This is a genomic window from Sphingomonas sp. SP2, assembly GCF_058313385.1.
In genome coordinates this window covers 404,696-430,757 of record NZ_JBZFLD010000002.1, presented here as the reverse complement: position 1 = coordinate 430,757, position 26,062 = coordinate 404,696, and the positions used below count along the sequence as shown (strand labels likewise).

The window sequence follows — 26,062 nt, the reverse complement described above, 5'->3', positions numbered from 1 at the left end:
GCGTGAGGGAAAAGCAAAGTGAAGCTGGTCGTCGTCGAATCGCCGGCCAAGGCGAAAACCATCGAGAAGTATCTGGGGCCTGGCCACAAGGTGCTGGCCTCCTACGGCCACGTCCGCGACCTGCCGCCCAAGGACGGCTCGGTCGACCCGGATCAGGATTTTGCGATGGACTGGGAGGTCTATGGCGACAAGGCCAAGCAGGTGAAGGCGATCGCCGATGCCGCCAAGGCCTCAGACACGCTCATCCTCGCGACCGATCCCGATCGCGAGGGCGAGGCGATCAGCTGGCACGTCCAGGAGCTGCTGAAGAAGCGCAAGGCGCTGCCCAAGGACGTCCAGCGCGTCACCTTCAACGCGATCACCAAGAATGCTGTGCTCGACGCGATGGCGGCGCCCCGCGGCCTCGATAACGACCTGATCGACGCCTATCGCGCCCGCCGCGCGCTCGATTATCTGGTCGGCTTCACCCTGTCGCCAATCCTGTGGCGCAAGCTTCCCGGCGCCAAGAGCGCGGGCCGCGTCCAGTCGGTCGCGCTCCGCCTGATCGTCGACCGCGAGGCCGAGATCGAGCGCTTCGTCGCGCAGGAATATTGGACCGTGACCGCGCGCTTCGCCGCGACCGGCCAGGAATTCACCGCGCGTCTTGTCGAACTCGATGGCAAGAAGCTCGACAAGCTCTCGCTCGGCGACAAGGGTTCGGCGACCGAGGCGAAGAAGGCGGTCGAGGCCGGCCACTTCGCGGTCGCCTCGGTCGAGACCAAGCCCTTCACCCGCAACCCCCCGCCGCCCTTCACCACCTCGACTCTGCAGCAGGAAGCCGCGCGCAAGCTGGGCTTTGCCGCGAGCCACACCATGCGGATCGCGCAGCAGCTCTACGAGGACGGGCTGATCACCTACATGCGGACCGACGGCGTGCAGATGGCGGGCGAGGCGATCAGCGCCGCGCGCAAAGCCGTCGCCGACCGCTTCGGGGCATCGCATCTTCCGGACAAGCCGCGCCAATATTCGAGCAAGGCCAAGAATGCGCAGGAAGCGCACGAGGCGATCCGGCCGACCGACTTCTCTCGAGAGAAGGCCGGCAGCGGCGATCATGCGCGCCTCTACGAGCTGGTCTTGAATCGCGCGCTCGCCAGCCAGATGGCCTCGGCCCGGCTCGAGCGCACGACGGTCGAGCTTGCGAGCGATCGCGCCCGGCTTCGCGCCACCGGCCAGGTGACGCTCTTCCCGGGCTTCCTCGCGCTGTACGAGGAAGGCCGCGACGAAAAGGGTGACGACGAGGATTCGGCCAAGATGCCGCACCTCGCCAAGGGTGACCGGCCCGACAAGCTCGGCGTCGATGCTGTGCAGAGCTTCACCCAGCCGCCGCCGCGTTACTCGGAAGCGAGCCTGGTCAAGCGGCTGGAAGAGCTCGGCATCGGCCGGCCGTCGACCTATGCGGCGACCCTCCAGACGCTCAAGGACCGCGAATATGTGCGGCTCGAGAAGCAGCGCTTCATCCCCGAGGAGAGCGGGCGGCTGGTGACGGCCTTTCTCGAGCGCTTCTTCGAGAAGTACGTCAGCTACGACTATACCGCCGAGCTCGAGGAGGAGCTGGACGACGTGTCGGGCGGGCGGCTCGAGTGGCTAAAGCTGCTCGAGGCCTTCTGGCGCGACTTCAAGCCCAAGGCGGGCGAGGTGATGGAGCAGAAGCCGTCCGAAGTGACGGCGGCACTCGACGAATTCCTCTCGCCCTGGCTGTTCCCCGACAAGGGTGACGGCTCTGATCCGCGGACCTGCCCGCTCTGCGGCACCGGCCGGCTGGCGCTTCGCGGCGGCAAGTTCGGGGCGTTCGTTGCCTGCTCCAACTATCCCGACTGTAAGTTCACCCGGAAGTTCGGGCAGGGCGGCGACGCCGCGGCGTCGAGCGGGGAGCCGGCCGACCTTGGCGAGGGCATTCTCCTGAAGAGCGGTCGCTTCGGCCCGTATGTCGAGCAGGGCGAAAAGCGCGCTTCGATCCCCAAGGATGTATCGATCGACCTCGACTGGGCGAAGAAGCTGCTGAGCCTGCCGCGCGAGATCGGGCCGCATCCCGAGACGGGCGAGATGATCTCGGCGTCGATCGGGCGCTATGGGCCCTATCTGGTGCACCAAGGCAAATATGCCCGCCTCTCGAACACCGCCGAGGTGTTCGAGACGGGGATGAACGCGGCGGTCGCCAAGCTTGCCGATGCCGCGGCGGGCGGGGGCAAGGGACGGGGCGCGAGCCGGGAGCCGCTGGCGGTGCTCGGGACCCATCCCGAGACGGCCAAGGAGCTCAAGGTGCTCGAGGGCCGGTTCGGTCCCTATGTCAGCGACGGCACCGTTCATGCGACCCTGCCCAAGGCCACCGATCCCAAGGCCCTGACCCTCGACGAGGCGGTGGCGCTGATCGATGCCAAGGCCGCCAAGGGACCGGCCAAGGGCAAGCGCAAGGCCGCGCCTAAGAAGAAGGCGCCGGCGAAGAAGAAGACGGCGTAGCGCCGCCGCAGGCCCGGCAGCCCGGATCGGCAGGAATGCGGATCGGGCGCTGGGTCCCGGCGAGGCCGTCGATGAGGTGGAGGATTCCGGCGGGGTCCTCGCCCGCCTGCGTCAGGAGCCGGATCGCAATCAGCGCGGCGAGGTTCCCGGCCAGCCCGGTCAGCGCGCCGGTGACACCGAGCTCGGCGCAATTGTCGCAATCGTCGGCATCGAAGGCGTCGCCGACGAAGCAGCGATAGCAGGGCTTGCCCCGGAACAGCCCGACCTGCCCCTGCCACTGGGCGGCGGCGGCACTGAGGAGCGGGAGGCCGAGGCCGACGCAGGCGTCGCTGACCGCGAGCCGGGTCGCGAAATTGTCGGTCCCGTCGATCACGAGGTCGTGGCCGGAGAGCAGGGCCGCGGCATTGCCGGGCTCAATCCGCCGCTCGATCGGGTCGACCTCGACGAACGGATTGAGCCGCCGCACGAACTGGCCCGCGAGCGCGGCCTTGGGCTCGCCCGCATCGCGCGAGCGGTAGATGGGCTGGCGGTGGAGATTGGACAGGTCGGCGAGGTCGGGATCGACGATGGTGATCTTGCCGACCCCCGCGCCGGCCAGGGTCGGGATCACCGCCGCGCCGATGCCCCCGGCGCCAATCACCGCGACCGAGGAGGCCTTGAGGCGCTGCTGTCCGGTGCCGCCAAGCTCGGGCAGGACGATCTGCCGGGCGTAGCGGGTCAGTTCCTCGTCGGTCAGCGTCCGGTGCTCCCGAAACCGCCTTCGCCGCGGGCAGTCTCGTCGAGTTCGTCGACTTCCTGCCAAGAGGCCTGGGTCACCGCGGCGGGTACGAGCTGCGCGATGCGCTCGCCGCGGCGGACCGGGAAGGGCTGGTCGCCATGATTGATCATGATGACCTTGAGTTCGCCGCGATAGTCGCTGTCGATCGTCCCCGGCGTGTTGGGGACGGTGATGCCATGCTTGAGCGCGAGGCCCGAGCGCGGCCGGACCTGGACCTCATAGCCGTGTGGAATGGCGATCCGGAAGCCGGTCGCGACGGCGTGGCGCTGCCCCGGCTGGAGGTCGAGGTCCTCGGCCGCGACCACGTCCATGCCTGCGGCATGGGCGGTCGCATAAGCGGGAAGCGGCAGGCCTTCCCCGTGGGGCAGGCGGGCAATCTGGATGGGAATCATGAAAGTTCCTGAGCAAGGCGGGCGACGAGCGAGCGGGCGAGCATGTCCTTCGGGCCCGCGCCGAGATCCTCGATGCCGGTGGCGGTGACGAGGTGAAGATGGTTGTCGGTCCCGCCCATCACGTCGCCCGAGACGTCGTTGGCGACGATCCAGTCGGACTTCTTGGCGGTGCGCTTGCCTGCGGCATTGGCGAGCAGGTCGTCGGTCTCGGCGGCGAAGCCGACCAGCAGGCGCGGGCGGTCCGGATGCGATCCGAGGGTCGCAAGGATGTCGGGATTGGGGGCGAAGCGGAGATCGGGCGGGCCGGCCGACTTCTTGAGCTTCACCGGGCTCGCCTCGACCTTCCAGTCGGCGACCGCGGCGACGAGGATCGCGGCATCGGCGGGAAGCGCGGCTTCGACCGCGGCGAGCATCTCCTCGGCGGTCTCGACGTCGATCCGGGCGACCCCGCCTGGGGTGGGAAGGGCGACGGGGCCGGCGACGAGCGTGACCCGCGCGCCGGCGGCGGCGGCTGCGGCGGCGATGGCGAAGCCCTGGCGGCCCGAGGAGCGGTTGGCGATCACTCGGACGGGATCGATCGGCTCGTGCGTCGGGCCAGCGGTGACGAGGATGTGGCGGCCGGCCAGCCGCTCCTTCCCTTCAGGGGAGGTGGCGCGAAGCGCCGGAGGGGTCCGAATGGATGGCGGTGCGGGGACAGACCCCTCCGCCGCCTGCGGCGGCACCTCCCCTGAAGGGGAGGGGCTGATCTGCGCAAGGATCTCCGCCGGTTCGGGGAGGCGGCCGGGACCATATTCGCCGCAGGCCATCGCGCCCTCGGTCGGCTCGATCACGGTGACTCCGCGTTGCCGAAGGGTGGCGACATTGGCTTGCGTCGCCTCGTGGAGCCACATTCGGACATTCATCGCGGGGGCGGCGAAGACCGGCTTGTCGGTGGCGAGGAGGAGGGTGGTGGCGAGGTCGTCGGCGATGCCCGCGGCCATCTTGGCAAGAAGGTCGGCGGTGGCGGGGCAGACGAGCAGGATGTCGGCGGCGCGGGACAATTGGATATGCCCCATCTCGGTCTCGTCCTTGAGGTCCCAGAGCGAGGTGTAGACCGGGCTTTCGGCCAGGGCCGCGAGGGTCATGGGCGTGACGAAATGCGCGCCTCCGCCGGTGAGGACCGGGGTGACCTCATGGCCTTGGCGACGGGCAAGCCGAATCAGTTCGGCGGCCTTGAAGGCGGCGATCCCACCCCCGACGATGAGCAGGATGCGGGCCATCAGCCGTTCGCCCCGTCGCGGCGAAGTTGACGAAGTTGACATAGGGCGGGCCCGCCGCGGGCGCCGAAGTTGACGAAGTTGACATAGGGCGGGGTCGACGCGGCGACCGGATTCCCCCGGCGACCGGCGGCGTGTGCGAGCCGCGGTGCGGCCGGCGCCGGGCGTTGCGGCGGCAGGAGGGAAAGGCTGGGCTCCATGACCGCATCGCGATGCCAGACGAAATCCTACTTTGCTAGGCAGGAACATGGGCGTGCCCTCTTGGTTGGCCAGCACGGCGACCCATGTCGCGGCCGAAACGACAGGAGAGGCTTTCCCGATGAGCGATTACGTTCCGCCCAAGGTCTGGACCCCCAAGCCCGCCGAAGGGCGCTTCGCGGCGATCAACCGGCCGATCTCGGGCGCGACCCACGACAAGGAGCTGCCGCTCGGCGCGCATCCCTTCCAGCTCTACAGTCTCGGCACGCCGAACGGGCAGAAGGTGACGATCCTGTTCGAGGAATTGCTCGCCGCCGGGTTCGCGGAGGCCGAATATGACGCCTGGCTGATCGACATCATGGAGGGCAATCAATTCTCCAGCGGGTTCGTCGACATCAATCCCAACAGCAAGATCCCGGCGCTGGTCGACCGCAGCGGGACCGAGCCGGTGCGTGTGTTCGAGAGCGGCGCGATCCTCCTCCACCTCGCCGAGAAGTTCGGGGCCTTCCTCGGCACCAGCCGGACCGAGACGCTGAGCTGGCTGTTCTGGCAGATGGGTTCGGCCCCGATCCTCGGCGGGGGTTTCGGCCACTTCTTCGCCTACGCCCCGCACAAGGTCGAATATGCGATCGACCGCTACACGATGGAGGTGAAGCGGCAGCTCGACGTGCTCGATCGCAAGCTTGCGACCAGCGAATATGTGGCGGGCGACGAATATAGCATCGCCGACATCGCCATCTGGCCCTGGTATGGCGGGGTGGCGCTCGGCCGGACCTACGAAGGCGCGAACGAATTCCTCGATGCCGCCGGCTATACGAACCTCATGCGCTGGGCCGAGCAGGTCGATACGCGGCCGGCGGTCAAGCGCGGACGGGTGGTCAACCTGACGCGCGGCGACGTCCAGCTTCGCGAGCGCCACTCGGCCGCGGACTTCGCGCCGCTCGGGCTCTAGTCAGGCGGCCAGCGCCGGGGCCGGGTCGTCGTCGTTGGCGGCCCGGTCCTGCGGGGTCGCGGTACGGCGCCGGCGACGGGCCTTGCACGGGCGCGGGCCGGTGGCGGGGCGCCGCCTGAGCCACGGAAGGAGGGCGCGGACCCTGGCGACCGCGCCTGCGACGAACGTCACCGTCACCGCATCGGCATAGACCGCTGCCTGCCAGGCGAAGGCGGTGACGGCCTCGGCCGAGCCGAGCATCAGCACCACTTCGGCCCCTGCGACCGCGAGGAGCAGGAGGATGCCGAGAAAAATCAGCCGGGTCCGGTCGAGCGATCCGATGAGGCGGACCGGCTCGGCCACGAGCATGTGGTGGAGGGCCCGGCTGAGCGGAATTTCGGGAACGAAGACCAGCAGCGCAAGGATCGCATAGGCCAGGACCAGCATCACTCTTCCCCCTTCAGGATACGGGAGATGGGGCGGGGAGCGGCTGGTCGCAAGCGAGGCCCGGTTGAACCGCGCCGGGAGGCTGCTACGCCTGTGTCATCGAGACATCAGGCGAGGGTTGACGAGATAATGACTGATCGGATGACGACCACGGTTCGCGGCGTGAAGATGCTTCTCCTGACCGCCGGCTGCAGCGCCGCGGTCGCGCTGGCGCAGAGCGCGCCGATCGTGCAGCCGGGCGCGCCCGGCCAACCCTCGCGGCAGATCGACGCGGCCACGGCGAGCCGGATCGCCGACACCAGCTATTCGTCCTACGATGTGCGCTTCCTGCAGGACATGATCCCGCACCATGCGCAGGCGACGCAGATGACCGCGCTGGTCCCGACCCGGACCAACCGGCCCGAGATCCTGACCATGGCCAAGCGCATCGACGCCACCCAGGCCGACGAAGTCAGCTGGATGAAGAAGTGGCTCAGCGATCGCGGCCAGGCGAGCGAGAGCCCGCACGCCATGCACATGATGCATGACGCGACGATGATGACCCAGATGGGGATGGCGACCCCGGCGCAGATGCAGGCGCTGGCGGCGGCCAAGGGGATCGACTTCGAGCGCCAGTTCCTCGCCCGGATGATCACTCACCACCAGGGCGCGATCCGGATGGCGGACGAGCTGCTCCAGCGCGGCGGGACCGCGGCCGACCCGGGGCTCAACGCCTTCGTGGTCGACCTGGTCAAGGAGCAGAAGGAAGAGATCAAGCGGATGAGCGCGCTGCTCGGCACCATCGCCGAGGATCCGCGCACGGGGCTGAAGGCCGGAACCAGCAATGCCGGCTCCGCGATCAGCGGCATGACTTTGCTCGCCTCACTGCCCAAGCCGACCGGCTTCTTCGATCCGCGTAATCCCTATGACCTGCCGCCCAAGGCGCTGCTGAAGCCGGGGCAGAAGGAGCCGGAAGGCGCCGGCCGCTCGCCGCTGCTGAGCTTCGCCCAGACCGACATGGCGTTCCAGGGCGACCTGCTCGCGACCGGCAACTATCATGGCTTCAACCTCTACCGGGTGAACCCGCAGGGCGGCGCGCCGGCCTTGGTCAGCTCGGTCATCTGCCCGGGCGGGCAGGGCGACCTCAGCCTCGTCGGCAACCTCCTCATCATGAGCGTCGAGCAGGGGCGCGGGCGGGTCGATTGCGGCCGCCAGGGCGTGCAGGACGTCGCCAGCCCCGAGCGCTTCCGCGGGATCCGCATCTTCGACATCAGCAACCCGGCCCAGCCGCGCCAGGTCGGCGGGGTACAGACCTGCCGCGGGAGCCACACCCATTCGGTGGTGAGCGAGGACCGCGAGCGGGTGATCGTCTATGTCTCGGGCACCGCGCAGGTCCGCTCGAGCAAGGAGAATCCGACCTGCGTCAGCGATCCGGGTTCGCAGCAGTCGGCGCTCTTCTCGATCGACGTGATCGAAATCCCGCTCGCCAATCCGGCGGCGGCGCGGATCATCGACAAGCCGCGCGTCTTCGGCGACCCCGCGACGGGGAGCATCTCGGGCCTGTGGTCGGGCGGCGACCATGGCGACGGGACGCAGGAAACCAACCGCACCGACCAGTGCCACGACATCACCGTCTTCCCGTCGCGCAAGCTGGCGGCGGGCGCCTGCTCGGGCAACGGCATCCTGCTCGACATCAGCAACCCGGCGCGGCCGAAGCGGATCGACCAGGTGGTCGACCCGACCTTCGCCTACTGGCATTCGGCGACCTTCAACAACGACGGCACCAAGGTGATCTTCACCGACGAGTGGGGCGGCGGCGGTCGTCCGCGCTGCCTCGTCAGCGATCCCCGCAACTGGGGCGCGGACGCCATCTACGACATCGACAACGGCAAGCTTCGCTTCCGCAACCACTACAAGCTGCCGGCGGCACAGAGCGAGCAGGAGAATTGCGTCGCGCACAACGGGTCGATCATCCCGGTCCCGGGCCGCGACCTGTTCGTCCAGGCCTGGTACCAGGGCGGCATCTCGATCAGCGACTTCACCGATTCGAGCCGCCCGACCGAAATCGGCTATTTCGACCGCGGGCCCGTCTACAAGGACGAGCTGGTGATGGGCGGCTACTGGTCGGCCTATTATTACAAGGGCCGGGTCTACGGGACCGAGATCGCGCGCGGGCTCGACGTCTTCGCGCTCAAGCCCGGCCCGCAGATGACCGCCAACGAGATCGCCGCTGCGGCGCTGGCGCAATATCCGAACGGCCGCTTCAACCCGCAGGACCAGGCGCCGGTCAGCTGGCCGGCGGTGCCGGTCGTGGCCGCGGCCTATGTCGACCAGCTCGAGCGGAGCGCGAGCCTCCCGGCGCAGCAGATCGCGGCGCTCCGGGCCGGGCTCGCCCGTCCCCAGCCGCAGCAGCTGCGTGCGCTGGCGAGCGGCCTGGTCGCTCCGGCCGACCCGATCGCGGCCAAGCGCGTCGCGGCGCTGAAGGACGTGCTGGTCCGGATCGGGCGCTGAGGTGAAAAGGGCGAGGGCAGGGGCGGCGGCAGCGCTGCTCCTGCTCCTGCTCGGAAGCTGCAGCCGGGGCTATCCGCTCGACCTGGTCGCTCGCGACGGACGGGTCGTGATCTGGACCAAGCGCGAGATGCGCTGGTTCATCATTCCGCATCGCCCTGCCTTCCGGGCCCATGCCATCGAAGTGTGGAGCGGAAAGACATGGATGTGGCGGGTCGAGCCCCGGCCCGGCACCGACATCATGCTGCCCGTGACCTACGGGATCGTTCCGGCCGGGGCGAAGGAGCTCGTTCCGGCGCGGCCGCTGCGGCCCGGCATCCGTTATGTCGCCGCCATCGGTCACGGGGTCGGCCTCCCCTTCCAGGTGAGTGCCGACGGGCGCGAGATCAGGGTCGGGCAGGACGCGGAGCTCGACAATCCCGAGGAGGCGGCGGCCAGCGAGGCGCGGGGTCGGCGCCTAGCCGAACTGCTCAAGCGCGGGTTGACGATGCAGCAAGCGGCCATGGTCCTGATGCGCGAAGAGGAAGATCGAGCGCGAGGACGGCCACCGGTTTCCTCCGGCGTCAGCAGCACGGCCTATGCGGTCGACGGCGATGATCCGGCGGTCGGAAAGTAAGCGCGTACTCCCGCGGTATCGCACCGGCAGGGTAGTGGCGGCACTGCTGCTCCTGTCGGCCGGAAGCTGTTCGCTGCCGCCGTTGCCGCTCGACCTCGTTGTCCGCGAAGGTCGGCTGGTCTTCTGGTCGGAGCGGAGCTGGCGGTGGTTCCTGATCCCCCAGCGCAAGACCCTCGAGGTCGATGAGGTCGAAGTCTGGCAGGGCGAACAATGGATGTGGCGCGTCCATGCCCGCAAAGGGCAGACGATCAGCCTGCCGCTTGCCTATGGCGCCAAGCCGGCGAACGCCGAGCAGCTCGTCGCACCGAGGCCGCTCCGACCCGGGGTGATCTATCGGATCGACGTGGGCAAAAGCGCCCGGGTCAACGCCTTCCGGCTCGACGGCAATGGCGGCCTCTGGGTCGGCGACTTGCCCTATCGGCCCGATCCCGACCTTGCCGCGAGCCTTCGCCGGGACGCGGATTATGAGAAGGCGCGGCCAGCGAAGGAGAAAGTCCGGATCCGCCAACTGGTCGCGGCGGGCATGACCGAGCCGCGGGCGCGCGCGGCGGTAGCCGACGAGCGGCGCCGCGGGATTCGTTACTGAAGCAGCAGTACCGCGGCACCGCCGGCAAGCGCGGCGGCGACCGCCACGATCACGTCACGGAAGCGGATCGCGGGAAGCTTCTTCACGTCGACCTTGACCTCGGGGAGCGCTGGCGGGGCGCCGCCGGGGGCCGGGAAATAATGGTCGATGCGGTCGATGAGGTCGGGCAGCTTTTTCAGCGCCCGGGTGACATGGACGATGCGGTCGGCGGCATAGGCTTCGGGCCCGAGCTCCGAGCGGATCCATTCCTTGAGGAAGGGCTCGGCCTGCTCCCACATGTTGATGTCGGGATCGAGGAAGGTCGCGACTCCTTCTTCCATGACCATCGTCTTCTGCAGCAGCAGGAGGTGCGGCTGGACGGGCATGTCGAAGTCGCGGGTGATCGAGAAGAGGCCCTCGAGCATCCGGCCGACGCTGATGTCCTTGACCGGGAGGCCACGGATCGGCTCGCCCACGGCCCGCAGCGCGGTCGCGAACTCGTCCGAATTGTGGTGGGCCGGGACATATTGGGCTTCGAAATGGATTTCGGCGACGCGGGCGTAATTGCCGGTGATGAGGCCGTAGAGGATTTCGGCCAGCCACAGCCGGGCGCGGCGGTCGATCCGGCCCATGATCCCGAAGTCGATCGCGGCGAGGCGGCCGTCAGGGAGCGCGAAGAGATTGCCCTGGTGGAGATCGGCGTGGAAGAAACCGTCGATCACCGCCTGGCGAAGGAAGGCGCGGACGAGGATCCCGGCGAGTGCGCGGGGATTGTGGCCGGCGGCGATGAGCTCGTCGCGCTTGGACAGCTTGATTCCGTCGAGCCATTCGAGGGTGAGCACGCGTCGGGCGGTTCGGCGCCAGTCGATCTCGGGAACGTAGAAGCCGTCCTCGGCGACCATATTCTCCTTGAGCTCGCTTGCCGAGGCGGCCTCGCGCTGAAGGTCGAGCTCGCGCCGGGTCCACTGGCGGAAATGGGCGATGACGGTCTTGGGGCGGAGGCGCCGCGCCTCGTCGCCGGCATGCGCTTCGAGATGGGCGGCGGCCCATTCATAGGTTTCGAGCGCTTCGGCGAAGGTCTCCTCGATGCCCGGGCGGAGCACCTTGACCGCGACCTCGCGGCCTTCGGTGGTGACCGCGCGGTGGACCTGCGCGATCGAGGCCGCGCCGACGGGCATTTCCTCGAAGCTGCTGAAAAGCGTTTCGAGCGGGGCTTCGAGCGCCTGCTCGATCGCCTTGCGGATCAGGGGAAAGGGCGCGGGCGGAAGCGAATCCTGAAGCGCGAAGAGATTGTGCGCGGCTTCCTCGCCGACGAGGTCGGGGCGGGTGGCGAGTGCCTGGCCGAGCTTGATCGCCGCGGGGCCGAGCTGCTGGAGCGCGGCGGCATAATCGGGAACCGCGGGCTGGCGCAGGCCGAACCGGGCGAGGCGGACAAGGCGGCGCGCGAATGGCGGGGTCAGGGGATCGCGCTCGACTCCCTGAAGCGCACCGTAGCGCGCGAGGGTCCGGCCCCAGCGCAGCAGGCGAAGGACGTGGGTGACGGAGGAGGTCACAACCCCTCCCGCCTGCGGGAGGGGAGGAGCCGCGAAGCGGCGGAGGGGAGGGGATGTTGCCCACAGGCCCTCCCCCGGCCCCTCCCGCAAGCGGGAGGGGAGAAGAGCTGGATCATGCCTTCCACCCCGACCAGATGCAGACGAGGCCGCCCATCAGCGTTTCGGTGCGGGTGCGGATGAAGCCGGCGTCGGCGATCATCTTCTCGAAGTCGTAGGGCTTGGGGAAGCGACGGATGCTTTCGACGAGGTAGCGGTAGCTCGCCTCGTCGTTGGTGACGGCCTTGCCGATCTTGGGGATCGCCTTGTCGGCCCACAGGTCATAGGCCTCGCCGAAGCCCGGCCAGTCGCTGGTCGAGAATTCGAGCACGAACAGGCGCCCGCCATAGTTGAGGACCCGGTGGGCCTCGCGCAGGGCCTTGGGGATGTCGGTGACGTTCCGGATCCCGAAGGCGATGGTGTAGGCATCGAAGCTGCGGTCGGAAAAGGAGAGGGTCTCGGCGTTCTGGACCGACCAGGTCAGCCCTTCGATGCCCTTCTTCTCGGCGCGCTCCTCGCCGACCCCGAGCATGTCGGGATTGATGTCGCTGACGGTGACCCGGGCGCCGCGGGCGGCGATGCGGAAGGCGATGTCGCCGGTGCCGCCGGCCATGTCGAGGACATGCTCGTGGGGCTGGGGCTTCAGCCGGTTGACGAAGCGATCCTTCCACAGGCGGTGCATGCCGCCGCTCATCAGGTCGTTCATCAGGTCGTAGCGGCGGGCGACGGAGGAGAAGACCTCGCCGACCTTGCGGGTCTTTTCCTCGGGGCTGACGCGCTGGTCACCGAATTGCACGAAGTCGCTCATGGGGGCGCTCTAGCGGGACGCGCCCGCCCGCGCCATATGGCCCACAGCATGCCCGAGCTTCCCGAAGTCGAGACCACCGTGCGCGGGCTGGAGAAGGTGCTTCTCCGCCGCCGGCTGACCCGCGTCGAGGCACGGCGGGCGGACCTGCGGCGGGCGTTTCCGCAAGATCTCGGCCAGCGGTTGACGGGGGCGGTCGTGACCGGACTCGGGCGGCAGGCGAAATATGGGCTGGTCCATACCGACCGCGGCGACACGATGATCTTCCACCTCGGCATGAGCGGGCGGTGGCGGATCGATCCGTCGGAAATCGAGCTTCACGACCATCTGCTGCTCGACACCGACGACGGGCACCGGCTGGCGCTCAACGACCCGAGGCGATTCGGCAGTGTCGATCTCGTGCCGACCGACGCGCTCGACCGCTGGCCGGCCTTTGCCGAGCTCGGGCCCGAGCCGTTCGACCTTACTGCGCGTGAACTGGAGCGGCGGCTGGAGGGACGGAGCGCGGCAATCAAGCTCCTGCTGCTCGACCAGCGAATCGTCGCCGGGCTCGGCAACATCTACGTCTGCGAGGCGCTGTTCCGGGCCGGCATCAATCCCAAGCGCGCCGGCGGACGGGTCAGCCGGGCGCGGCTCGAGAAGCTCGTGCCTGCGATCCATGCGGTGCTCGAGGAAGCGATCGCGGCCGGGGGATCGACCCTGCGCGACTATGCCCAGCCCGACGGGGAGCTTGGCTATTTCAGCAAGAGCTTCTCGGTCTACGACCGGGAAGGCGAGGATTGTCCGTGCGGCGGCAAGGTCCGGCGATTCGCGCAGGGCGGGCGCTCGACCTGGTATTGCCCGGCCTGCCAGCGCTGAGACGAGTTGACCGGCAGAGGCACCTCGTATAGGGGAACCGCCAACCGGTGCGAGCCATCAGGCTTTCGCGCCGCTTTTCATTTAGACAGCCTAGGGAATTCAGGTCAGCCATGGCGAACACGCCGCAAGCCAAGAAGCGCATCCGTCGCAACGCTCGTCGCACCGAGATCAACGGGGCGCGTGTCAGCCGCATCCGGACCTTCATCAAGGCGGTCGAATCGGCGCTGCTGGCTGGCGACAAGAGCGCTGCGGCCGACGCCCTCAAGGCGGCGCAGCCCGAGCTGGCCCGCGGCGTTGCCCGCGGCGTGCTTCACAAGAACACCGCTTCGCGCAAGTTCTCGCGCCTGACCAAGCGGGTGTCGTCGCTCGGCTGACACGCAAAACTGTCCAGTTTCGGGAAGGCCGTCGGATGCGAATCCGGCGGCCTTTTTCGTTGTCCGCAAAAAACCCTTTGAATCCCGCGATTCGCACAGGGGTGCGGTTAACAGGAAGGCGGAAAACGGCAGAAAACCGCCGGTAACGGCGCTTTGTCTCTACAGGGTCCTGTCAAGCGGGATTATTTCACTCTCGTGAAAAAAGCCGCTTGGCATCGGCCCCATGCTTGCTCCAAAAAACCCCTCCGGCAGTGATTCCACTGGGGGGATCCACGCGAGGCAGAAGAAGGACGCGTCGACTCGGAAGTCGAGGCGAGCGACCTTCTGTGCCTGGGGCACGCGGGTAAGTCGGCGCGGAAAAGACGGAGGCTCGGGGCGAAGTGACTGGTGTTGGGACGGGATTGGGACAGAGCGAGGCGGGCTTGCATGCAGAGGCGGCGCTGCCGTCGGACATGTCGCCGCTGGGCGCTGCCTGGTCCGCGATCCGTACTGGTCTTCGCCGTGACTGCGGCGCGCGCACCTTCGACGGCTGGCTGAAGCCGGCGGAGCTCGGCGACTTCGATCCCGACAGCGGCAGCCTCGAGCTGGTCATGCCGAGCCAGTTCATGGCCGACTGGGTCCGCAGCCACTTCGGCGAGCGGCTCCAGCTGGCCTGGCGCTCGACCCTGCCGGTGGTGCGCGAAGTCCGCATCGTCGCCTGCGAAGGCGGCCCCAAGCCCGCGCCGCTCCTGATCCTCGAGGAAGAGCCGGTCGCGGCCGAGCCGGTCGCCACCGCCACCGTGCACCCGCGCCCGGCGTTCGACCCGCGCTACAGCTTCGAGAGCTTCGTCATCGGCAAGGCCAACGAAGTCGCGGCGACCGCGGCCCGGACCCTCGCCGAAGCGGCGACCGTGACCTTCAACCCGCTCTTCCTCCATGGCGGCACCGGGCGGGGCAAGACCCACCTGCTGCACGCGCTCGGCCAGCGCTTCCTCGCGCTCAATCCGCAGGCGCAGGTCGTGATGATGAGCGCCGAAAAGTTCATGGTCGAGTTCGTCCGCGCGATCCGCGAGAACGACACGATCGGCTTCAAGCAGCGGCTGCGCAGCGCCGACCTCCTGCTGATCGACGACGTCCAGTTCATCGCCGGCAAGGAATCGACGCAGGAAGAATTCTTCCACACGATGAACGAGATCATCAACGCCGGTAAGCGGCTGGTGATCACCTCGGACCGCGCGCCGCAGGACCTCGACGGGATCGCCCCGCGTATCCTCTCGCGCCTGAGCTGGGGCCTCGTCGCGGACATCAACGCCGCCGACCTCGAGCTTCGCTACAACATCCTCGTCGCCAAGCTGGCGCTGCTGCCGGGCGTCTCGATGCCCGACAATGTGGTCGACTTCCTCGCGCGGCGCCTGACCAACTCGATCCGCGAGCTCGAAGGCGCGCTCAATCGCATCGCCGCTTATGCGCTGATGACCGGCAAGGTGATCGACCTCGCCTTTGTCGAGGAAGTGCTGGCGAACGTGCTCCGCGCCAACCAGCGCCGGATCAGCATCGACGAGATCCAGACCCGCGTCGCCGAGCATTATTGCATCCGCAAGGCCGAGATGGTGTCGGCGCGTCGCGCCCGGGAGGTCGCCCGTCCGCGCCAGGTCGCCATGTACCTGTCCAAGCAGCTGACGCCCAAGTCGCTGCCCGACATCGGCCGCCGCTTCGGCGGGCGCGACCATACGACGGTGATCCACGCCGTCCGCCAGATCGAGAAGCTCCGCGCGAGCGATCCCGACATCGACGCGGCGATCCGGCTGCTGACCCGCCAGCTCGAGGGCTGAGCGGCGGCGCATTAAGCGCTTTGGTAAGAGTGGTTCGCTAGACAGGCGCCTCGGTTCTCCCGGGGGCGCTTGTGAACAACGACATCGAGACGCTGGCGATCTTCGCGGGGGTCTTCCTCGTCGGGCCGGTCCTGCTTGCGAAATTGGTAGTGCGCGCCTCGTGGCGACAGATCGGGCTCGCCTATCTCATCCTGTACGGCTTGCTGTTCGTGGCGACGTCGGGGCCGCACGGTCTCGAGGAGACGTTCGGCTGGATGCTGATCCTCTGCATGTTCGTGACCATTCCGGTGGTCCCGCTGCTGTGCCTCCTGATGAAGGCGGTCGGCTACGCCCGCCGCGCCGTCTAGCGCGGGGCGAGGGGAGGGAGGCTGCCGGTCTGCCGCAGCGCCTCGCCGAGGGCGAGCGCGGCGCTGGTGGCGAGGTTGAGCGAGCGCACCTCGGGGCGAAGGGGGATTCGGACCTGCTCCTGGACGGTCGCCCGGACATCATCGGGGACCCCGGCGCTTTCCTTGCCGAACAGCAGGATGTCGTCGGGGCGATAGGAGAGCGCGTAGGACGAGACGGTCGCGCGGGTCGTGAAGAGGATCAGGCGGGCCTCGCCGATCGTCTCGAGGAAGGCCTCGAAGCCCGCGTGCCGGGTCACCGCGACATGATCGATATAGTCCATGGCGGTGCGACGGACCCGGGCATCGTCCCAGCCGAAGCCCATCGGCTCGATGAGGTCGACCGCGACCCCCATGCAGGCGCCAAGACGAAGGACGGCGCCGACATTGCCGGCGATTTCGGGTTGGTAGAGGGCGATGCGCATGGTGCGCTGCGTGGCGCGGTGGAGCGACAAAGAAAAGCCCGCCCGGATCGCTCCGGACGGGCTGTTCCTTCAACCGCTGACGGATCAGCCCTTCTTCTGGGCCGGGACCGTGATCTTGACCGTCTCGCCATTGCGACCCGGGAAGCCGGTGAACATCGCCTGGATCAGGTTGGGGACGAGCACCTGCGTATTGTCGGTGGTCGAGCGCGCCTGGGCGCGTCCATCGAACAATTGCTGGTTGTCGGCCCGGCGACGGATGTCGAGGTCGAGTTCGGAGCGATATTCGGTATACTGACGAACGCTCGGCCCGCCGTACCAGAAGGGATCGTCCCAGCCGTAGTAATAAGGCGAGCGGAGCCCGCCATAATAGCCGAAGCGGCTGTAATAGGGGCGGCCGTAATAGACGCCGAATGCGCTGTCGAAGCGGCTGCCGTAGCGGCCGTAGGGCCGGTAGAAACCGTCGTAGAAGGGATCATAGCCCGGCGCGCCGAAGTCGTTGACCACGAGCCGCTGGGTGCCCTTGTCGACGTCATAGCCGAGCTGGACGATCATGGTCGCGGCCTGCGGGCTGGCGGCGCGGGAATAACCCTGCGCCTGCATCTGCTGCGCGACCATTTCGGCATAGCGGCTCCATTCGAGGCCGCCGCCGCGGGCCTGGCCTTCGCCCGGAACGACATAGAAGCTCTGGCCCTGCGGGGCGGGCATGGCCTGGAAGCGGGTGACCTTGGCCGGAAGGCCGGTGGCACAGCCTGACAGGCCGACCGACGCGGCGCCCACAAGCGCGGCGGCGGCAATCTTCTTGAGGAACGTCATGATCGGCAAACCCTCGAGTCGGGGGAAAGTCCCGTTAAGTGAGGGGGTTATAGCACGAAGTTGGTTGAACGGTCGATGAAGGGAGTGCTGGCGGCGGTGAGTGGAAGGCCGGACCCAGCCAGTCGGTCGTGCCTGCGGCAGACGATATCAGTCTAGTGCCGGCTTAATCCCAGTGCCCTTTTGGCGGCCTGGAGCGTCGGGGCGGCGAGCGTGCGGGCGCGTTCGGCGCCGTCGTCGAGGATCCGGTCGAGCGACGGCGTGTCGCGCTCAAGTTCGACATAGCGGGCACGGATCGGGGCGATCAGCGTCACCAGGGCCTCGGCCAGCGCGGGCTTGAAGGCGCCGAAACCCTGGCCCTCGAAGCGGGCGAGGATGGCGGGTTCGCTTTCGCCCGTGACAGCGGCCATGATCCCGACGAGGTTGCGCGCCTCGGGCCGCTCCTTGAGCAGTTCGGGATCGCCGGGGAGGGGTTCGGGATCGGTCCGGGCCTTGCGGATCTTGGCGGCGATCTCGTCATCCGAATCGACAAGGTTGACCCGGCTCATGTCCGAGGGGTCGGACTTGCTCATCTTGGCCGAGCCGTCGCGCAAGGACATGACCCGTGCCGCGACCCCGCCGCCGATGAAGGGCTCGGGCACGGTGAAGGTCTCGGTGCCGGTGTCGAGGTTGAACTTGTTCGCGATGTCGCGGGTCAGCTCGATGTGCTGCTTCTGGTCCTCGCCGACGGGGACGTGGCTGGCCTGGTAGAGGAGGATGTCGGCGGCCTGCAGCACGGGATAGTCGAACAGGGCGACCGAGGCGCCCTCCTTGTTCTTGCCCGACTTGTCCTTCCACTGGGTCATGCGGCTGAGCCAGCCCATGCGGGCGGTGCCGTTGAGGAGCCAGCAGAGCTCGGCATGGGCGGGGACGTCGCTTTGCGCGAAGAGGGTCGAGCGGGCGGGGTCGATCCCGCTGGCGATCAGCGCGGCGGCCATGGCGCGGACCTGCGCGAGGCGGGTCTCGGCCGGAATATGATCCGACAGGCTGTGAAGGTCGGCGAGGAAGAAGAGGCACGGGGCCTCGTCCTGCATCCGGACCCAGCGGAGGATCGCGCCGAGGAGGTTGCCGAGGTGGAGGTTGCCGGTTGGCTGGATGCCCGAGAGGACCCGGGTGACGGGAAGCGGATCAGGCATTGGCAGCGGGCTTCTTGCGGGCGAGGAGGTCACGGAAGGCCTGGCGGTCGACACCGCCGATGACCCAGCAGAGCGGGAAGTAGATCGCCATGCCGAGGCCGACGAGCGCGCCGACGGCGACGATCCGCTTGCCGGTGCCGCCGGTGAACCAGTCGGCGAAGACCATCTCCAGCCCGTAGAGGGCGGCGACCATCACCGCGCCGGCAAGCAGCTGGCGGAACAGGCGCGAGGCGAGCCAGCCGGGGATCCGGAAATGGCCGCGGCGGTGGAGGATGACGTAGAGGATCAGGCAGTTGAGCCAGCTGGTCAGCGCGATGACGGCGCTGAGGCCGGCGATGCGGAACAGCGGATCGCTCGACAGGCCCTGGACGACGAAGTTGAGGACGATGTTGACCACCAGCACGAAGGCCGCGGTCTTGACCGGCGTCGCAGTGTCCTGGCGCGAGTAGAAGCCCGGCGTGAGGACCTTCACCAGCACGTAGGCAGGAAGGCCAAGGACGATGATCGCGAGGACGGTCGCGGTGATCTGGCTGTCGCGGAGGGTATATTCGCCGCCCTGGAAGAGGGCGCCGACCAGCGGCCCGGCGGCGACGCACAGAGCGAGCGCGGCGGGGAGGGTCAGGAACATGCCGAGGTCCATCGCCTGCGCCTGGACGTGGGCGGCCTTGTCGGGCTCCTTCTGGCCGACGAATCGGCTGACCTGGGGCAGGATGGCGGTGCCGAGCGCGGCGCCGATCACGCCCAGCGGAAGCTGGTTGAGGCGGTCGGCATAGTTGAACCAGGACAAGGCCCCGGTGCCGATCCGGGCGAGGAAGAAGGTGTCGATGAAGGCGCTGATCTGGTAGACGCCGGCGCCGAGCGTCGCGGGCACGACGACCCGGACGAACTGGCGCACGCCGGGAGTCATCCGCGGACGGCGGAGGCGCAGCGAGACCCCGGCGCGGACCGAGGCCGCGATGAGCAGCGCAAGCTGGATCACCCCGCCGAAGGTCACCGCGCAGGCAAGCCAGAAGGCGGTATAGTCGCCGCCCTGCGGGAAGAAGATCAGCGCCATCATCATCGCGAGGTTGAGGAGGGCAGGCGCGAAGGCCGCGGCCGTGAAGCGCGCGAGGCTGTTAAGGATGCCCGCCCACAGCGACACTAGGCTGATCAGGATGAGATAGGGGAAGGTGATCCGGGTGAGGTAGGTGGCAAGCGCCAGCTTCTCGCCCTGATAGCCCGAGATGGCGGCGACAAAGGCCGGCATGATGAGCTGGAAGACGAGGGTGAAGAGCACCAGGGTCGGGAGGAAGACGGCGAGCACCTCTTCCGAGAATTTCTTGGCCTCGGCCTCGCCATTCTCGCCGTGGAGGCGCTGGGCGTAGAGCGGCACGAAGCCCGCGCTGAACGCGCCTTCGCCGAACAGGCGGCGGAAGGTGTTGGGGAGGCGGAACGCGACGAAGAAGGCGTCCGCCGCGGCCGATGCGCCCATGATCCGGCTCATCAGCATTTCGCGGGCGAAGCCGAGGATCCGGCTGACGAGCGTCAGCCCGCCGATGGTTCCGGTGGCCTTGAGGAGATTCATCGGTCCGCCACGCCCCCTCCGGTCGTGCGAGGCCCCTCCCCGGCGACGGGGAGGGCGCCGGTCTTACTGGACGGTGGGTTCACCGCTCGGCTGCTCGCCCGTGTCGGCGGCCTGCTGGGCGGCCTCGATCTGCGACAGGTAGATGCTGGCGAAGTCGATCGGGTCGAGCATCAGCGGCGGGAAGCCGGCGTCCTGCGTCGAGGCGGCGACGATCTGCCGGGCGAACGGGAAGAGCAGGCGCGGAGCCTCGACTAGGAGGAACGGCGGGAGCTGCTCCTCGGGCAGGTTGCGAAGGCCGAACAGGCCCGCGTAGCTGAGGTCGAGGACGAAATGGACGCCCGAGTTGGACCGCGCCGAGGCGTCGATCTTGAGCACGACCTCGTGGACGTCGTCGGCGATCTTGTTGACCGCGATGTTGAACTGGACGTCGAGGCTCGGCTGCTCCTGCCACTGGAAGACCTGCGGCGACGAGGGGTTCTCGACCGAGAGGTCCTTCACATATTGCGCCAGCGCCGCGATCTGCGGAGCGTCGGCGTTGAGGTCGTCGGTGGCGCCGTTCGCGGCGACGGGATCAGAAGCGGCCATGATTTGTGCCCTTAACCATGCTACAAGGAAGACTCAGGCAAGGTTGCTGCCCTGGTCCGAACTGGGGCGGGCGACTAGCAGCCGGGGTGAACCGGTGCAATGGCGCGGGCAGGCCTTTGGGCGAGGGTTTGAAGCGGGGGCACCAGCCCCTATGTTAAGCGTTGTCTCCCATTGCTGGATTACAAGAAGGCGGTTCCTTGGTCTCGATCATCATCCTCGCGCTGGTAGCCCTGTTCATCGGCCTTCGCCTGTACAGCGTGCTGGGCGAACGCACCGGGCATGAGCAGCAACTGACGCTGAAGCCGGCCGACGCCGACAGCGCGCCGCAGCCGCGTACCGCCGTGCCCGTCGCCGGGCAGCCGAGCGCCGCCGAACCGCTCGACACCGCCTATCTGCCGATGGCCGGCCCGGGCGTCCGCGCCCTGCTTGCCGCCGATCCGGGCTTCGACGTCGCCCGCTTCCTCGAGGGCGCGCAGGGTGCCTACCGGATGATCCTCGAGGCCTTCTGGCGCGGCGACATCAGCGACGTGCGCGGCTTCCTCGATCCCGAGATCGCCGAGGCCTTCGACAGCGCCATCGCCGAGCGCAAGGCCGCCGGGCAGACGCTCGACAATCGCCTGATCGCGATCGAGCAGGCGGTGATCGCCGCCGCCAACCTGTCGGGCAAGGTCGCGACCGTGATCGTTCGCTTCGAGGCCGACATCGCCGCGGTGACCCGCGACGGTGAAGGCGCGGTCGTCGCCGGTTCGCTCAGCGATGCGGTGCAGACCCGCGATCGCTGGACCTTCCGCCGCGACCTCGGATCGCACGATCCGAATTGGATCCTGATCGAAACCGACGACGAATAGTGCGGATCAAGACGAATGCGTCGGCCGCGCTCCTCGCGCTGACGCTCGCCGCCTGCGCGACGCGCCCGACACAGCAGCCGGCTCCGCTGCCGAGCCCCGCGCCCGCGCCGACCCCGGTGACGCCGCCCGCGCCGCCGCCGCCGAAGCGGGCGATCGACGCGGGGGCCTTTGTCGCCGCGCCGCGCACCCTCTCCGACGAGCAGGCGGTCCGTACGCTCGAGGCGTTCAAGCTTTCCTGCCCGGTGCTGGTCCGCCGCAAGGATGCGAGCGGGCTGACTCTCGGCACCGACTGGCAGCCCCTGTGCAGCGAGGCGGCGACGCTGGCGCCGACCGCGGCGCGTTCCTTCTTCGAGCAGCGCTTCGAATGGGTCCAGGTCGCCGACGGGAAGGCCTTCGCGACCGGCTATTACGAGCCCGAGCTCGCCGGGGCGCGGACGGCGCTGCCCGGCCACGTTCCCATCTATCGGACGCCGACCGACCTCACCCGCTGCACCAAGGCGGACGGGACCACGGGGCGCGGGCGGATCGACGAGACCGGGACCTGCGTCTTTTATTATACCCGCGGCGAGATCGAGGACGGAGCGCTCGCCAACAAGGGGCTCGAGCTCGCCTGGGCGGCCGACCCGATCGAGCTCTTCTTCCTCCAGATCCAGGGCTCGGGCCGGCTCCGGCTCCCCGACGGGGGCGAGATGAGGCTTGGCTATGCCGAGCAGAATGGGCGCGAGTATAAGGCGATCGGGCGGATCATGCGCGAGCGCGGGATCCTCCAGCCCGGCGGCACGAGCATGCAGGACATCGTCGCCTGGCTCCGGGCCAATCCCGAGGAAGGCCGCGCGATCATGCGCGAGAACCTGTCCTACATCTTTTTCCGCGAGCTGACCGGCCCCGGGCCGCTGGGCGCGATGAACGTCCCCGTGACGGGCCGCGCGACCGTCGCCGCCGATCCCCTGTTCGTGCCGCTGGGCGCACCTTTGTTCCTCACCGTCGATCGCCCCGAGGCCAGCGGCCTGTGGGTCGCGCAGGATACGGGCGGGGCGATCAAGGGCTCGAATCGCTTCGATACCTTCTGGGGCCATGGCACCGAGGCGACCCGGATCGCGGGCGGGATGGCGGCCAAGGGCAGCGCGCTCCTCCTGCTCCCGCGCGGAAGCCTGGCCGCGGCCAAGGCCAGGGCGGCCGCCGAAGCCGCTGCCGCTGCGGCGACGCTGCCGGTCCCGGCCAATGTCCCGCTCACTCAGCCCTGACGAGCAGGCGCTGTGGGCGCGGGTGGCGGCCACGATCACGCCGCTGAGCCGCGACCGCCCGCCCACGCCCCCCGTCCGGACCGTGCCGCTGACGGCACCCGAGCCGGAGCCGGTCCGCGCTGCGCCGAAGGGCAGGGTCCCGCCGCCGCGTCCGGTCACCGCCGCGCCGGTTCGCCGGGCGACCATCCACGGCAATCTCGACGGCCATTGGGAAAAAAGGCTCAAGAGCGGTAACATCGCGGTCGACCGTACGGTCGATCTCCACGGCCATAATCTCGAGGGCGCGTGGGATGCGATCGACCGGGCGCTCGAGCGCGCGGTAACCGCGGGCGAGCGGGTTCTCCTTCTGGTCACTGGCCATCATCGTCCGGGCGAGCCGCCGATCCAGCGCGGACGCATCCGCGCGGCCGTTCACGACTGGCTGGCGGTGTCGCGCCATGCCGACCGGATCGCCGCGGTCCGGAGCGCGCATCGCCGTCACGGCGGGGGCGGGAGCCTCTATCTCATCCTGCGCCGCTAGCAGTCGGCGGGCCTACACGGCTTCTTAACTCTGCCGCTTTAACTATCCCCCGTTATGAAGGGCGGAAGCGCGCAGAAAATCAGCAATATGCTCCTGTCGGGGCTGGCCGGCGTCGCGTCGTTCATCTTCTCGCTCTATGCCTTCCTGACCGTCACGCACCTGCCCGAGCAGATCGCCGCCGCGATCGTCGCCGGGGCCTTCTGCCTGATCGTCTGCTATGTCGCCTCGGAGCGTCCCAACAGCGAGGGCGCGCGGGCGCTGACCGCCCTGCGCGACCGGTTGCTGGCGGTGGAGGAGGGCGATCTCACCAGCCCGGCCCCCGAGCTTGTCCGGCGGGCGATGCCCAAGGTCGCCTCGGCGGTCGACACGCTCTTCGCCGAGGTCCGCAGCTCGATCGACAACGCCCATGCGCTGGGCATGTACGATCCCGTCACCAGCCTGCCCAACCGGCTCAACTTCCGCGCCGAGGCCGAACGGCTGCTGGTCGCGGCGGGCGAGCGCTCGTCGGTGATGCTGTTCCTCGACCTCGACCGGTTCAAGGCGGTCAACGACAGTTTCGGCCATGCCCGCGGCGACCAGCTGCTGGTGATGGTGGCGAACCGGCTGCGGGTTCTGATCAACAGCGAGGCCGCGAACAATCAGGCGCGGCCGCTGCTGGCACGGCTCGCGGGTGACGAATTCACCCTCTTCTTCCCCGATGTCGCGAGCGAGGCCGAAGCCGACCGGCTGGCGCGCCGGGTGGTGCTGGCAATCGGCGAACCCTTCGAGCTCCAGGGCAACAGCGTCGACATCGGGGCCTCGGTCGGGGTCGCGATGGGGCCGGCGCATGGCCGCTCGGTCGAGGAGCTGATGAAGGCGGCGGACGTCGCCATGTATCGCGCCAAGAGCCGCGGCGGGCACCAGCATTGCCAGTTCAACGACGCGCTGGCCGAGGAGCATCGCCACCGGCTCGAGACCGAGAAAGCGCTGGTCGACGCGGTCCAGCGGGGCGAATTCGTGCTCGCGCTCCAGCCGCAGCTCAGCCTCACAAGCGGGGCGGTGACGGGGGCGGAGGCGCTGCTGCGCTGGAACCACCCGACCCGCGGCATGGTCGCGCCGGGCAATTTCATCACCATCGCCGAGCAGACCGGGGTCATCAACGACATCGGTGACTGGGTGATGGCCGAGGTCGCGGCGATGCTGGCGAGCTGGACCGAAAGCGGGGACGGCCCGAGCCGGATCGCGTTCAACGTCTCGCCGCGCCAGCTCGAGCGGCACGATTTCTTCCCGCGGCTGCGGCAGATCTTCGCCCAGGCCGGAGTTCCGCTCGACCGAATCGAACTCGAGTTCACCGAGACGGCGGCGATGGAATGCTCGGCCGCGGTGCTGGCCGAGATCGCCGAGGTGCGCCGTGAAGGCGCACGGATCGCGATTGACGACTTCGGGACGGGCTATTCGAATCTCGCCCGGCTGCGGCAGTTGCCGATCGACCGGGTCAAGCTCGACCAGTCGCTGATCCACGACATCGTCGACAGCGAGCAGGCGCGCAACGTCGTCCAGGCGGTGATCCAGCTGGTCCGCGGGGTCGAGTGCGAGCTTGTCGCCGAGGCCGTCGAGACGGTCGCCCAAGCCGATATTCTCCGGGCGATGGGCTGCGAGACCATCCAGGGCTTCGTCTTCGCCGAGCCGATGATGGAAGGCGAGTTCCTGTCCTGGACCGCCCACGCCAGCAGCGAAGGCCGAAGCGCCGCCTGAGCGCTTGCGGTCAGGCCGAGAGGCCGCCCTCGAACACCCGCCGGTAGATGCGCGCCAGCACCTCGATGTCCGTCACCGCCGCGCTCTCGCCGACCTTGTGCATGGTCGCGTTGGGCAGGCCGAAGTCGACCACCGGGCAGAGCTGGATGAGGAAGCGTCCGTCCGACGTGCCGCCGCCGGTCGAGAGCTCGGGCGTGATCCCGCATTCGGCGCGGATCGCCTCGGTGACCAGGTCGTAGAGCCTGCCCTTGGGGGTGAGAAAGGCTTCGCCCGAGATACGCGAGCGGACTTCGGCCCCGGGGTCGATGGCGTGCGCGGTCTCGGTCACCAGCGCGATGAGGTCGGCGCCGCGGTGGAGGTTGTTGAAGCGGATGTTGAATTGCGCCGTCGCCTCGCCGGGGATGAGGTTGCTGGCATTGGTCGGCGTGCCGAGCGCGGTGAACTGGAGGTTGGACGGGGGGAAGGCCTCGGTCCCGGTGTCGAGGTGGAGCGCGGCGAGCGCGGCGACGATCCGGCCGAGGCGCGGGACCGGATTGTCGGCCTTGTGCGGGTAGGCGACATGGCCCTGCGTGCCCTTCACGGTGAGCCAGAAGTTGACCGAGCCGCGGCGGCCGATCTTGACCGTGTCGCCGAGCCTCTGCTCGCTGGTCGGCTCCCCGATCAGGATCATGTCGGGTCGGATGCCGCGCTCGTTCAGCCAGTCGATGATCCGCGGCGTGCCGTAGGTCGCATAGCCTTCCTCGTCGCCGGTGATGAGGAAGGAGAGGGTGCCCGAGCGCTGCTCGATCGCGGCGGCGGCGGAAGCGGCGGCGGCGATCGCGCTCTTCATGTCGTTGGCGCCGCGGCCGACCAGGCGGCCGTCCTCGAGGGTCGCGGTGAAGGCGTCGCTCGCCCAGCCTTCGCCCGCGGGGACAACGTCGAGGTGGCCGGCGAAGCCGACATGGGGGCCGGGGCCGCGGTCGCGGATCGCGATCATGTTCTCGGTCGGGCCGTCGGGCGCCTGGCCAAGGGTGAAACGGTGGATGGTGAAACCGGCTTCGGACAGGGCATCGGCAAGCACGTCGAACACCGCGCCGCTGGCCGGGGTGACCGACGGGACCGAGATCAGCTTGGCAGCGAGCGCGACGGGGTCGATGATGGGCATGAAGCGCCCGCTAGCATGAGGATTGCG

25 protein-coding genes are annotated in these 26,062 nt (G+C 68.7%); 13 read left to right on the top strand and 12 right to left on the bottom strand.

Going from position 1 to position 26,062, the window contains the following annotated elements:
* Positions 1-18 precede the first annotated feature (18 nt).
* Positions 19-2,496 (top strand): type I DNA topoisomerase, encoded by a 2,478-nt coding sequence (topA, locus tag AC4GYU_RS12790; protein ID WP_491087334.1) that lies wholly within the window; start codon positions 19-21, stop codon positions 2,494-2,496.
* Here topA and AC4GYU_RS12785 read toward each other — a convergent pair.
* Genes AC4GYU_RS12785 through AC4GYU_RS12775 form a run of 3 tightly spaced genes read right to left on the bottom strand, consistent with a single transcriptional unit; the run spans position 2,459 to position 4,925 of the window.
* Positions 2,459-3,298: a HesA/MoeB/ThiF family protein gene (locus AC4GYU_RS12785; protein ID WP_491087333.1), complete on the bottom strand. Its 840-nt coding sequence runs from the start codon at positions 3,296-3,298 to the stop codon at positions 2,459-2,461. The genes topA and AC4GYU_RS12785 overlap by 38 nt on opposite strands.
* Positions 3,229-3,666: a dUTP diphosphatase gene (gene dut, locus AC4GYU_RS12780; RefSeq protein WP_491087332.1), complete on the bottom strand. Its 438-nt coding sequence runs from the start codon at positions 3,664-3,666 to the stop codon at positions 3,229-3,231. The genes AC4GYU_RS12785 and dut overlap by 70 nt, the downstream gene beginning before the upstream one ends.
* A complete protein-coding gene (locus tag AC4GYU_RS12775) occupies positions 3,663-4,925 on the bottom strand; it encodes a bifunctional phosphopantothenoylcysteine decarboxylase/phosphopantothenate synthase (protein WP_491087331.1) in 1,263 nt (420 codons plus the stop codon). The genes dut and AC4GYU_RS12775 overlap by 4 nt, the downstream gene beginning before the upstream one ends.
* 316 nt (positions 4,926-5,241) lie before the next feature.
* Between AC4GYU_RS12775 and yghU the strand changes: the two genes are divergently transcribed.
* Positions 5,242-6,072, top strand: a complete 831-nt coding sequence (yghU, locus tag AC4GYU_RS12770) for a glutathione-dependent disulfide-bond oxidoreductase (protein WP_491087330.1) — start codon at positions 5,242-5,244, stop codon at positions 6,070-6,072.
* On the opposite strand, the gene AC4GYU_RS12765 is transcribed toward yghU, so the two are convergent.
* Complete coding sequence (locus tag AC4GYU_RS12765) at positions 6,073-6,501, bottom strand: hypothetical protein (RefSeq protein ID WP_491087329.1); 429 nt, start codon at positions 6,499-6,501, stop codon at positions 6,073-6,075. It lies immediately after the preceding gene.
* A 126-nt stretch (positions 6,502-6,627) separates the two neighbouring features.
* Here AC4GYU_RS12765 and AC4GYU_RS12760 point away from each other — a divergent pair, with 126 nt between their 5' ends.
* Genes AC4GYU_RS12760 through AC4GYU_RS12750 form a run of 3 tightly spaced genes read left to right on the top strand, consistent with a single transcriptional unit; the run spans position 6,628 to position 10,187 of the window.
* The gene (locus tag AC4GYU_RS12760; protein ID WP_491087328.1) at positions 6,628-8,988 is read left to right on the top strand and encodes a DUF305 domain-containing protein; all 2,361 of its coding nucleotides are present in this window, start codon (positions 6,628-6,630) and stop codon (positions 8,986-8,988) included.
* Position 8,989: 1 nt separating this feature from the next.
* Positions 8,990-9,601 carry a hypothetical protein gene (locus tag AC4GYU_RS12755; RefSeq protein WP_491087327.1) on the top strand — a complete coding sequence of 204 codons (612 nt, stop codon included), beginning with the start codon at positions 8,990-8,992 and terminating at the stop codon, positions 9,599-9,601.
* Between the two features lie 34 nt (positions 9,602-9,635).
* On the top strand, positions 9,636-10,187 hold the full coding sequence (locus AC4GYU_RS12750) for a hypothetical protein (RefSeq protein WP_491087326.1): 552 nt from the start codon (positions 9,636-9,638) through the stop codon (positions 10,185-10,187).
* Here the strand turns inward: AC4GYU_RS12750 and ubiB are convergent.
* Together ubiB and AC4GYU_RS12740 are read right to left on the bottom strand one after the other, a co-directional pair.
* On the bottom strand, positions 10,181-11,719 hold the full coding sequence (ubiB, locus tag AC4GYU_RS12745; RefSeq protein ID WP_491087325.1) for a 2-polyprenylphenol 6-hydroxylase: 1,539 nt from the start codon (positions 11,717-11,719) through the stop codon (positions 10,181-10,183). The two genes, AC4GYU_RS12750 and ubiB, sit on opposite strands and share 7 nt — an antisense overlap.
* Positions 11,720-11,831: 112 nt before the next feature.
* On the bottom strand, positions 11,832-12,563 hold the full coding sequence (locus AC4GYU_RS12740) for a class I SAM-dependent methyltransferase (protein ID WP_491087324.1): 732 nt from the start codon (positions 12,561-12,563) through the stop codon (positions 11,832-11,834).
* 48 nt (positions 12,564-12,611) lie between these two features.
* Between AC4GYU_RS12740 and mutM the strand changes: the two genes are divergently transcribed.
* The 4 genes from mutM to AC4GYU_RS12720 all read left to right on the top strand — a co-directional run bounded on the left by mutM (position 12,612) and on the right by AC4GYU_RS12720 (position 15,950).
* Positions 12,612-13,418 carry a bifunctional DNA-formamidopyrimidine glycosylase/DNA-(apurinic or apyrimidinic site) lyase gene (gene mutM, locus AC4GYU_RS12735; RefSeq protein ID WP_491087323.1) on the top strand — a complete coding sequence of 269 codons (807 nt, stop codon included), beginning with the start codon at positions 12,612-12,614 and terminating at the stop codon, positions 13,416-13,418.
* A gap of 110 nt (positions 13,419-13,528) precedes the next feature.
* A complete protein-coding gene (gene rpsT, locus AC4GYU_RS12730) occupies positions 13,529-13,792 on the top strand; it encodes a 30S ribosomal protein S20 (protein ID WP_491087322.1) in 264 nt (87 codons plus the stop codon).
* A gap of 452 nt (positions 13,793-14,244) precedes the next feature.
* A complete protein-coding gene (gene dnaA / locus AC4GYU_RS12725) occupies positions 14,245-15,603 on the top strand; it encodes a chromosomal replication initiator protein DnaA (protein ID WP_491087321.1) in 1,359 nt (452 codons plus the stop codon).
* A gap of 71 nt (positions 15,604-15,674) precedes the next feature.
* Entirely contained in the window at positions 15,675-15,950 is a 276-nt protein-coding gene (locus AC4GYU_RS12720) for a hypothetical protein (RefSeq protein ID WP_491087320.1), read from the top strand.
* Here AC4GYU_RS12720 and AC4GYU_RS12715 read toward each other — a convergent pair.
* The 5 genes from AC4GYU_RS12715 to secB form a co-directional block, all read right to left on the bottom strand.
* Entirely contained in the window at positions 15,947-16,411 is a 465-nt protein-coding gene (locus AC4GYU_RS12715) for a tRNA (cytidine(34)-2'-O)-methyltransferase (RefSeq protein ID WP_491087319.1), read from the bottom strand. The genes AC4GYU_RS12720 and AC4GYU_RS12715 overlap by 4 nt on opposite strands.
* Positions 16,412-16,495: 84 nt before the next feature.
* On the bottom strand, positions 16,496-17,224 hold the full coding sequence (locus tag AC4GYU_RS12710; RefSeq protein ID WP_491087318.1) for a DUF4136 domain-containing protein: 729 nt from the start codon (positions 17,222-17,224) through the stop codon (positions 16,496-16,498).
* A 152-nt stretch (positions 17,225-17,376) separates the two neighbouring features.
* Positions 17,377-18,396, bottom strand: coding sequence for a tryptophan--tRNA ligase (trpS, locus tag AC4GYU_RS12705; RefSeq protein WP_491087317.1), 1,020 nt, complete (start codon positions 18,394-18,396; stop codon positions 17,377-17,379).
* Positions 18,389-19,960 (bottom strand): murein biosynthesis integral membrane protein MurJ, encoded by a 1,572-nt coding sequence (murJ, locus tag AC4GYU_RS12700; RefSeq protein ID WP_491087316.1) that lies wholly within the window; start codon positions 19,958-19,960, stop codon positions 18,389-18,391. Before murJ ends, trpS begins: the two co-directional genes overlap by 8 nt.
* A 63-nt stretch (positions 19,961-20,023) precedes the next feature.
* Positions 20,024-20,545 (bottom strand): protein-export chaperone SecB, encoded by a 522-nt coding sequence (gene secB / locus AC4GYU_RS12695; RefSeq protein ID WP_491087315.1) that lies wholly within the window; start codon positions 20,543-20,545, stop codon positions 20,024-20,026.
* Positions 20,546-20,742: 197 nt separating this feature from the next.
* On the opposite strand from secB, the gene AC4GYU_RS12690 reads away from it, so the two are divergent.
* Genes AC4GYU_RS12690 through AC4GYU_RS12675 form a run of 4 tightly spaced genes read left to right on the top strand, consistent with a single transcriptional unit; the run spans position 20,743 to position 24,891 of the window.
* Positions 20,743-21,393 carry a Tim44/TimA family putative adaptor protein gene (locus AC4GYU_RS12690; protein WP_491087314.1) on the top strand — a complete coding sequence of 217 codons (651 nt, stop codon included), beginning with the start codon at positions 20,743-20,745 and terminating at the stop codon, positions 21,391-21,393.
* Positions 21,393-22,637, top strand: a complete 1,245-nt coding sequence (gene mltA, locus AC4GYU_RS12685; protein WP_491087313.1) for a murein transglycosylase A — start codon at positions 21,393-21,395, stop codon at positions 22,635-22,637. The genes AC4GYU_RS12690 and mltA overlap by 1 nt, the downstream gene beginning before the upstream one ends.
* On the top strand, positions 22,615-23,157 hold the full coding sequence (locus tag AC4GYU_RS12680) for a Smr/MutS family protein (RefSeq protein WP_491087312.1): 543 nt from the start codon (positions 22,615-22,617) through the stop codon (positions 23,155-23,157). The genes mltA and AC4GYU_RS12680 overlap by 23 nt, the downstream gene beginning before the upstream one ends.
* A 54-nt stretch (positions 23,158-23,211) precedes the next feature.
* Positions 23,212-24,891, top strand: coding sequence for a putative bifunctional diguanylate cyclase/phosphodiesterase (locus AC4GYU_RS12675; protein ID WP_491087311.1), 1,680 nt, complete (start codon positions 23,212-23,214; stop codon positions 24,889-24,891).
* 10 nt (positions 24,892-24,901) lie between these two features.
* Here the strand turns inward: AC4GYU_RS12675 and dapE are convergent, their stop codons facing one another.
* On the bottom strand, positions 24,902-26,035 hold the full coding sequence (dapE, locus tag AC4GYU_RS12670; protein ID WP_491087310.1) for a succinyl-diaminopimelate desuccinylase: 1,134 nt from the start codon (positions 26,033-26,035) through the stop codon (positions 24,902-24,904).
* Between the last annotated feature and the right edge of the window lie 27 nt (positions 26,036-26,062).